This window comes from Raineya sp., assembly GCF_053497555.1.
Window position 1 is genome coordinate 1 of the sequence record NZ_JBRCWE010000058.1, and the last position, 9,519, is coordinate 9,519.

Here is a 9,519-nt window from a genome sequence, read left to right on the forward strand (position 1 = left end):
CTCTAAGCGACATCATCGCTCTAAACCCGATAATACATCTTAAAAATTCATCTTTTTGGAAGGAAATTTCTATTGTTACACTTTGATTTTTCTCTAAACAGACTTTTTAAGGGACGACTAAATCATAAAAGCGGCACCACTGCCTACATTTAGTGGTGTCGCTTGTGTTGGGTACTAATGTTCTTTTTTATTACGCTTTTTGGTTTTTGAGCCTGTAATTTCATCAGGTTCGCTCATTCCGCTTCTATCTTTGAAAAAGCGATTAAAGAAACGCACCAGCGAGGCAAGACTATTGTTTTTCTTATCCAAAACTTGTAAAGCACCTTCGGAATAAAAAGTTTTACCTTTGAGTAAAGGTCCTACCATTTGGAACTCGCCAATTTCTTTTTTGAGGTCAAGTAAATCTTTTCTTTCGCTGGCTTGCAGGTCGGGTTTGTGATTTAGAATAGCATCTGCAACAGCTTGCGTATTCACATACACCAGCATAGGATTTTCTTGGGTAAGTTTCTGAATGCGATTTTCTACGCTTTTCTTTACTTTAAAGTTTTTAAGATTTGAAATTAAGTCCAAGTCGTTGGTAATGATAAGAATACCATTTTCAATAGCCAAATAGTTTTGCACTTTACCCGCTTCTTTGATACGGTAGAAATTGCCTTGTGGTTGCAGTTCAAAGCCTTCTAAAACGTTTGCAAGATGAATAAACTTTTTCAAATTTTCTTCATTTCCAATGGAAAGCATAGCTACATAGACAGCTACTTTTTCTCTGCGTTTTTTCTTGACAGCCCCTAAATAGGTTTCACCCTCATATTCATAATCGGTATATTCGGTTTCCATTTCCTTTACGCCTGTGAAGGCAACCATTGCGTCGCCTTTGAGCATACCCAAAATGGCGTCTTCATCAAAAATTACACTCAAAACATCAGTAGCGGCGGCAATGATTTTACCTTCTTTACTCAAATCTTCACCAAAGTTTTTGTAAAGTTCTACAAGAGCATTCCCCAATACTTTCAAATCTCCCGAAACAGCATACATTCCGAGCAGATTTTCGCCCTCTACATACTTGTAAAATTCAGGATTGATGCGTTTGCTGAAAGCGTTACCAATGAGTTCATACATCTTATCGCTCAGATAAGTTTCGTAAGTAACAGTAGTATTGCCTTTATTGGTAGTAAAAAGAATATGGTCGTAGTAGTTTTTGTAAAAAGATTTTACTCGGCTGGCGAAACGCTCGGCATAGCCAAAACGAAGCTCGGGCAATTCTTTCAGCAGGTTATTGAAAGAGCGAGTAAATTGTTCGTAGTTGAGCCAGATGCCCAAATCATAGCTTTTTTGTAAAAAGGTTTGAAAATTTGCATTGCTTTCCAAAGGTTCGGCTACATTGCCTTGTAGGATAGCAGTAGCTTCGCTTTTGAGCAAGTCGGCTTTGAGTTGTTTATTTTTTCGCTCTTTTTCTTCCATTTTTTTGTCGTAGTCGGGGTCATCATAATTGATACCCTCGTAGAAATTTCTTTCGTTCAAAGCTACAAAGGCAATTACGCCGCAATTATTGTTCCACGCTACTACTTGGTCGCCTTGCAGGTAAATGGCATTTGCACCATTTTTAATTTTACTCACATCGGCATTTTTCCAAAAAGTATTTGCCCAATTTTCAAACTTTTTGGTATTTGCTAAATTGAAAACCACTCCCACCATTGTAGCGTTGCTATCTAAGGCATTAACAAACACATAAGAACGTGGAAAAGCATTGATACCGATTTCTTCGGGGTTGCGGTAAATTGCTGAAACTACTTTGTAGTCTTTGCCGTAACGTTCTTTGAAATTTTTGTCTAAATTTCTGAAAAAGTCTAAATCCAAAAGGGTCTGAAATTTGCCTTTGGGCTTATAGTTTTGAGCATTGAGCGAAACAATTACAGAGGTTTTGCCTGCTGAAAGTCGTTTTTCAAGCGATTGAGCTTGTAGCGTATAAGCAAGAAATGCTACAAAAACGCTAAAAATTAGTCTTTTCATAAAATTTGGGGTTTAGAGGGTTTAATAGTCCAAAGGGTGTAAGTTTGAGGTTCAAAGTTTGAATGTTTGGGGTTTGAGGGCTTAAAACTATGTTTATGGCTTCCAAAGTTCTTGTGCCAAATCTCTAAAACCACAATTTGCTTAAAATTCAGGTTTCTTTTTTTGCAAAATAGCCGCTACAATCAGCGAAACTATAACGCCCAAAATAATACCCGTAATCAAAGCACTGGCAAACATCACTTCGGGAGTAGTAAATTTTTCTGCCATTTGCATAGCATCTTCCTTCATACCTGCTTTTTCCCATTCTTCACGAGCTTTTTCAAGGATTTCCTCAAACTTTTTAGGAGCAATGAGGCGGAAATACACCAAAATAAAAAGCCCCGAAATAAAACTACTTACGGCTGAAACTATTGAGCCAATGCCCATTCCTTCGCCAAAACTCATAAAGCCTTCCCTTTGACTTTTGAAATATTGCATAGGGATAACCAGAAAAGCAATGAGAACTACAAAGTTCAGCAGACTGATAATAAAATTTCTTTCCAAATTTGTCAGTATTACAACCAGTGAAATAACTACAGAGGTAAGCCCGTAAATAATGCCGTAACGAACTCCTACTTGGGTGGTGGTTATTTTGTTTTCCATAAGCTATTATTTGAGTTTTTGAGCAAGTTGATATGCTTTTTTGATACAATCGGCAATGGAAACGCCATCTTTCCAGTTGGCACAAACATACAGATTTTCTTTCTCTAAATTTTGTATTTTTTCGTAAGCAGGTAAAACAAATTTATCGTATTGTGGTATAGCTTTTTGCCAGCGAGTAACTTTCTGCAAAACGGGCAGAGAATCAATCTGATAAATTTCACGAATTTCTTTCTGAACTTTGCTCATTAGGATATTATCGTCCAAGAAAGTTTTTTCAACACCTCTCATTCCACCTACAAAACTTGTGAAAAGCACTTCGTTTTCTTTACAACGCCCTTCAAATACCGAACTACTCCAAATATGCCCCAAAGTAAATAATTTTTCTTTATGAGGGTGCAAAGCCCCAAAGCCATTCAAAGGTTTTTTGAAAAGGTCTTTGTAATAAATGGTATGTACTACTACCATAGGGGCATAGGCAATTTTTTGCAGATTTTCAGCCAGAGAGAAATCAATTTTTTGCAAAATATCCCCTGCAACATAAGCTGGTGTAGTGATGATGACTTTTTCTGCCTTAAAATTTTGCTCTGCGGTTACGATTTCCCAAGAATGAGCATTTTTGAAAAGGCTCTGAATACCCCCTTCGCAATACGTAATTTTTACTTTCTCGGCAAGCCTTTTCGGAAGAGTTTGCATACCATTTCTGAAAGAAATGCTTTTTTTACGTTCCAGCTTATTTTTTTTCAACCCTTTGATAATAGAACCATATTTTTGCTCCAATTCGGCTAAAAAGGGAAAAGTGTATTGCAGTAGCAATTCATCGGGGTTGCCCGCATAAATCCCCGAAACAAAAGGGTCTAAGGCATAATCTACTACCTCTCTGCCAAAACGGCGTTCAAAAAATTCTGTAAGGGTTTCGTGTGGGTGAGTTTTAGATTTTACTTTGGGTTCTCGGAAAATTTGTTTTTTAGCTTTCCAAGAAAAAAAACTATTCCAAAAAAGTGAAAGAGGCGAGGAGGGGAGTTTTTGATATTTACCATTTTTGAAAACAAAACGGCTTTTGCTCACGGCATTGGCTTCCACAATTTGCGGAGTAAGTTCCAACTCACCAAGCCATTGAAGCAGAAAATCATCACAAAGCAGTGAATTGGGACCTAATTCGTACAAATACTCCTTTTCTCGCACCGATTGAATAAAGCCACCGGGCGAATGTTCGTTTTCTTTTTTTTCAAAAAGCAAATAAGGAATATTTTGCTTTTGCAAAAAATAAGCCAAGCTCAATCCCGAAATACCTGCTCCAATAATTGCAATCATATTTTTAGTAAAAGATGTAAATACCAAAAGGCTTCACAACCATTTTTTACGCTTAAAGAAAATAAAAGCTCCCACTGCAATAGCAATCATCACTATCCAAACGCCCACATAGCCGTAAGGGTGATACAATTCGGGCATATTGAGCGGTAAAGATTCTTTTTCCAAACCTTCGGGGGCGAAGTTCATACCATATACCCCAACAATAAACGTCAGTGGAATGAAAATCGCTGAAATAATGGTCAGCACTTTCATTACATCATTGGTCTTGTTGGCAATGGTAGTATTGTAGGCTTCTGCAAGGCTATAAGCAATCTCTTTTTCATCGTCAAGCACTTCAAGTATCTGCAAGCAGTGGTCGTAAGTATCGCGAAGGTAAATTTCTACTTTCTCATCTTTGAAAGGATGCTCACAACGCATTAGCTCGCTAATCTTATCTCTTTCGGCAAGGGCGGCTTTGCGAATTTGCAAAATTTCACGCTTGATGTGCAAAATATCGTGAATACTTACGCTTTCTACGTTGCTAATGATTTTATCTTCTAATTCATTGAGCCTTTGGGCGATATTTTCAGCCATAGGGAAGTAGTTATCCACAATGGCATCAATGAGAGCATAAGTGAGGTAAAAAATACTATTGGCTCGCATTGTACCTCTGCCTTTGCGTAGGCGTTCGCGTACAGGCTCCAGGCAGTCTTCGTATTCGTCTTGAATGGTGATGAGTGTATTGGGCAAAACGAAAAAGGCAACTTGTTCGTTGATGAGCTTATTGCTGGGGGGCAAATGGTACAACATTCGTGAAATAATGAAAATATGCTCATCATAAGTTTCAACTTTGGGACGTTGGTCGCCACTTACGGCATCTTCCACTGCCAAATTGTGTAGCTTAAAATAATTTTTGAGAGCATCAAAGAAAGCCGTATTACCAATTCCTTCGGTATCAATCCAGTGTTTGAGTGTAGGAGGCTGTGCTTCTAAGTAAGAAAACAAGTCGGAAAGGTTACTGAATTTGTTTTCATTACAGGTATCGGTATTATAGGAAAAAACGCGTATTTCGGGCATTTTATCACTTTTTACATCATAATAGCCCGGATACGCCCCTTGCACTCTTTTGTAGCCCGTGAAGGTTTCAGGTAAAGTATCAATTTCTTGGCTTCTGCGGTCAGAGGAACTCATTGCCTTTTGATTTTAAGCATATTATCTTGTAGCTCAATCAGTTGATAAACGTAGTCAGTTTTGCCGATATAACCATTTTTTTCAAGGCTGATACTGGCTTGCTTTTTGCCACTGGCTTTCCAAACACCCTTAATTTCCACAGGGGCATCAGCAGGAGCAATACGAAGCATAAAACTGCCGTCTTTCCCCATTCGGAAAGCCTCACGAGGACCACGAGAAATGGGAAAATTGTACCCTTCGGTACGATAGACTTCTACGCCATCACCTTTTTCTTCTTCTTGCGACCGTACCCAAGTTTTATCAAATGCCTTGTCCCATTCGCCTGCCTTTTTGCACTGATTGGCAGAGAAAAATAGAGCTAAAAAAGCGAAAAAAACAATTGTTTTTTGCATAAGTTTATGGATTTCAGAGTGAAAAATTATTTCATATTGTGGAAAACTTGTTGCACATCATCATCTTCGTTGAGCTTTTCAAGCAGTTTTTCTACTTCGGCTTCTTGTTCGGGGCTTAGCTGTTTAGTATCTAAGGGAATACGCTCCAATTTAGCACTTTTAATTTCAAAACCTTTGTCTTCTAAATATTTTTGAATTTTACCGAAGCCTTCAAAACCTGCATAGATGAAAATTTCGCCTTCATCTACAACCATTTCGTTCAAGCCAAAATCTATGAGTTCAAGTTCCATTTCTTCTAAATTGACATCATCTTTCATTGCTACCTGAAAGACAGCTTGCCTTTCAAATAGAAAATCTACTGAACCCGAAACCCCCAAGCTACCCCCACATTTATTAAAATAGCTACGAATATTGGCTACGGTACGCGTAGGGTTATCGGTGGCTGCTTCAATGATAATAGCAATGCCGTGAGGAGCATAGCCTTCGTATACTATTTCTTTGTAATCTTCTTGGTCTTTGGAAGAAGCTTTCTTGATAGCTCTTTCAATGTTTTCTTTGGGAACATTATCGTGTTTGGCGTTTTGTAAGATAGTACGCAGACGTGCATTGTATTGAGGGTCAGCACCGCCTGCCTTTACAGCCATAGCAATTTCACGGGCATATTTGGTAAAAGTTTTAGCCATTTGCCCCCAGCGTTTGAACTTTCTTTCTTTTCTAAATTCAAAGGCTCTTCCCATAGCTCTTATTTGGATTTAGGTAATGATTGACTGATTTACGAAAATAGAATTACGAAAGCAATTTAGAAATTTTTACAAAAGTACAGAAACTTGCAAAAATTTCCGCAAATTAGCAAAAAAATAGCTAATGAAGTTTGTTTTTGCGATTTTTTTCATAAGTCATTTTGCCTTTGCCCAACTGCCCAGCTATTGGCAACTTACCGAAGAGCAGGGTTTGCCTTCTGCTACGGTGTATTACATTTTTCAAGATTCCAAGAGTTATATTTGGTTTGCTACCGAATCGGGTTTGTGTAGATACGATGGCAAGCTGTTCAAACTCTACAAACCCCCAACCAGCAAGGCTACGGCAGTTTCAAATTTAATGGAAGATAGTCAGGGAAATCTTTGGTTTCAGAACTTTTCGGGTCAGCTTTTTTACATTCGTAGAGATAGCGTTTTTGAATATAAAATTAATAAGCCATCGCAAGCTGAATTTTATACGTATATTGTGGATAGCAAAGATAATTTGTATTTGTATTTTTCTAACCAAGAGTGGTACAAGGCAGAAAACGGAAATATTAAATTTTTATTCAAGGGCTATGACCATATCGTAGAACTGCCTAATGGAAAACTTGCATTTTTTGATGAAAACGCAAGGCTCAGATTATACGACAGTAAGCAAATTCTTTCATATCAGTTACCTTTGAGCCTAAAAGTTGGTTATAATTATAGGCACTTATGGGGGAGCAAATTTATTCTTATTGAAAGAGCCAAAGATGAAGTATTTTACATAGATACCCTTCGAAAGCCTCATATTTTTCCTGCCAAAGATTTTGATTTTTATCAAAAAAATAAATTGGAAATCAATGATATACGCTCAGATAGGGAAGGAAACTTTTGGTTTCTTACCTCTTCGGGCTTGTATGGCTATGATAAGTACTTGAAGCCTATTTATACCAATGCAGAAGGGGCGACTATTCCCCTTTTTGAGGGAAAGGCTATTTCTTTTATCTTATTGGATAAAGAAGGTAACTATTGGATTAGTACACTTACAGAAGGGGTTTTTGTTGTTCCTAATAAGCACATATTAGTTTTTGATGAAAAACTGCCCGCTATGGAGGGTAAGCACATATTCAAACTCACACAAGACAATCAAAAAAATCTGCTTTTGGGAATGAATAATGGAAAGGTGCAGGTTTTTAGTACCAATTTGCAAGCTATCATAAAAAGTCTGCAAACTTCTTGTAATAAAGATATTGAGGCTTTGTATTGGGATAGCCATAACGAACACTTACTCGTAGGGTGTGGCGATACGCATATATTCACTTCTTTGGGTGGCTCGTATGAAAAAAGAATAATAGGGGCAAGTCCTAAATATTATGCCATAAGCAACGATTTTATCTACACTGCGGGACCTACCGGAGTATGTTTTAGTGCAAAATCTAAAAAATGGCGTAGGGATAGCTTGCATAAGCAGTATTTTGATATTCAAAATGCAGATTTCTTTTGCTACAACAAGGTTATGAAAAGAGCAAGATGTGTTTTTGTAGATAATGGAACGATATGGCTGGGCTATGCCGATGGCTTATACTATTCCGATATTTCAGAAAATAATCTGCAAATTGTAAAAAATGATACTTCTGCTATTTATGCAAAATGTTTTGCTAAGTACAAAGATATTCTGCTCGTAGGTACGCTTACCCAAGGGCTTTTGTTTATACAGAAAGGGAAAGTCGTTAGGCAAATCAGTACCTTTCAGAGGTTGCCGAGTAACTTATGCAATGCTTTGTATGTGCAAGAAGAAAATATTTGGGTAGGAACTGACAAAGGTTTAGCCAAAATCAATATGCTAACTGATACGATTGAAATTTTTAACCGACAAGACGGCTTACCTTCGGAACAAATCAATGATTTGGTGGTAGTAGAGGAAAATGCTTGGTTGGCTACTCCCAAAGGGCTTGTCAAACTGCCTATACATACCAATTCCAAGAATGCGGTGCCACCTCAAATTTACATAGATAAGTTTTGGATTTGGGAAAACATTGTGCCTCTGCAATCTGAATTTACTCTTGACTATCAGGACAATAATATTCGGATAGATTTTTTGGGAATTACTTACAAAGGTAGGGGAAATTTTAGCTACAAATACAGACTGGTTGGTATTGATGAAAAGTGGATTTTCACAACTAGTAGCAATAATTTCGCTCGCTATCCTTCTTTGCCTGCGGGCAAGTACGAATTTCAGGTGAAAGCTATCAATGAAGATGGCATAGAAAGTGAGGCAACAGCGATTTTACAAATAACTATTCTTGCTCCAATTTGGCAAAAATGGTGGTTTTGGCTTTTGATGATGACTCTTTTCGTGCTGATTTCGGGTTTGCTGGTTTTTTGGCGTTTTAAGGTTTTAGAAAAACGCAATCAGATTGAAAAAGAATTGCGAGAGTCGCAACTTGCCGCACTCAAAGTGCAGATGAACCCTCATTTTATATTCAATGCTCTCAATTCTATTCAAGAGTTTATTTTGCTCAACGAGAAAAAACTTGCCAATCAGTATTTGGGAAAGTTTGCAGATTTAATGAGGCTCACTTTGGATATGAGCAATGAGGCGTCTGTACCCATTCAAGAAGAAATCAAGATGTTGGAGTTGTATTTGCAACTGGAATCTTTGCGTTTTGAAAACCTAAAATATGAAATATGTATTGATGAGCAAATAGAACAATCTTCTATTTCTATCCCTGCAATGCTAATACAGCCCTACATTGAAAACTCACTCAAACACGGCTTACTGCACAAAAAAGGGGATAGAATCATAAGAGTTTGTTTCGGCTTGCAAGGAACTTATTTGCAATGTACCATTGAGGATAATGGTATTGGTAGGGTAAAATCAGCAGAATTACAAAGGCATAACTATAAGAAGCACAAATCTTTTGCGATGAGTGCAACCAAAAAGCGTTTAGAACTGCTTAATTACGGCAATAAAAATACCATTAAATCAGATATTATTGACCTCTATGATACTAATGGCAACGCATTGGGTACAAAAGTTATTCTTTCTATACCTGTACAGCAAAACTGATGCCTGAAAATACCATTTGTAACGTGAGTTACAAGGTTAAGTATTTGAAATACAATTTATTAAGAAATTTGATTATTTTTGCAATATTGTGTTTTTTGACCTCACCCCCAGCCCCTCTCCAAAGGAGATGGGAGCTATACACCTGAAAATCAAAGTTTTATGCTTATTTATCTCACCTCGTTTTCAGGGAGGTAAATAAGGGGGG

The 9,519-nt window shown here is 37.5% G+C and carries 7 protein-coding genes; 1 reads left to right on the plus strand and 6 read right to left on the minus strand.

Annotation, left to right across the window (positions count from 1 at the left end):
- Window positions 1-174: 174 nt before the first annotated feature.
- From ACWITO_RS07295 to ACWITO_RS07320, 6 genes are all read right to left on the minus strand, one after another.
- Entirely contained in the window at window positions 175-2,007 is a 1,833-nt protein-coding gene (locus tag ACWITO_RS07295) for a DUF4836 family protein (protein ID WP_448529338.1), read from the minus strand.
- A gap of 141 nt (window positions 2,008-2,148) precedes the next feature.
- Window positions 2,149-2,649 (minus strand): DUF4199 domain-containing protein, encoded by a 501-nt coding sequence (locus tag ACWITO_RS07300; protein WP_448529339.1) that lies wholly within the window; start codon window positions 2,647-2,649, stop codon window positions 2,149-2,151.
- Window positions 2,650-2,655: 6 nt separating this feature from the next.
- Entirely contained in the window at window positions 2,656-3,960 is a 1,305-nt protein-coding gene (gene hemG, locus ACWITO_RS07305) for a protoporphyrinogen oxidase (protein WP_448529340.1), read from the minus strand.
- 33 nt (window positions 3,961-3,993) lie between these two features.
- On the minus strand, window positions 3,994-5,130 hold the full coding sequence (gene corA, locus ACWITO_RS07310) for a magnesium/cobalt transporter CorA (RefSeq protein ID WP_448529341.1): 1,137 nt from the start codon (window positions 5,128-5,130) through the stop codon (window positions 3,994-3,996).
- The gene (locus tag ACWITO_RS07315; protein ID WP_448529342.1) at window positions 5,127-5,522 is read right to left on the minus strand and encodes a hypothetical protein; all 396 of its coding nucleotides are present in this window, start codon (window positions 5,520-5,522) and stop codon (window positions 5,127-5,129) included. Before ACWITO_RS07315 ends, corA begins: the two co-directional genes overlap by 4 nt.
- Before the next feature lie 26 nt (window positions 5,523-5,548).
- A complete protein-coding gene (locus tag ACWITO_RS07320; protein WP_448529343.1) occupies window positions 5,549-6,259 on the minus strand; it encodes a YebC/PmpR family DNA-binding transcriptional regulator in 711 nt (236 codons plus the stop codon).
- A gap of 127 nt (window positions 6,260-6,386) precedes the next feature.
- Here ACWITO_RS07320 and ACWITO_RS07325 point away from each other — a divergent pair, with 127 nt between their 5' ends.
- A complete protein-coding gene (locus ACWITO_RS07325) occupies window positions 6,387-9,314 on the plus strand; it encodes a sensor histidine kinase (RefSeq protein WP_448529344.1) in 2,928 nt (975 codons plus the stop codon).
- The last annotated feature ends 205 nt before the right edge of the window (window positions 9,315-9,519 follow it).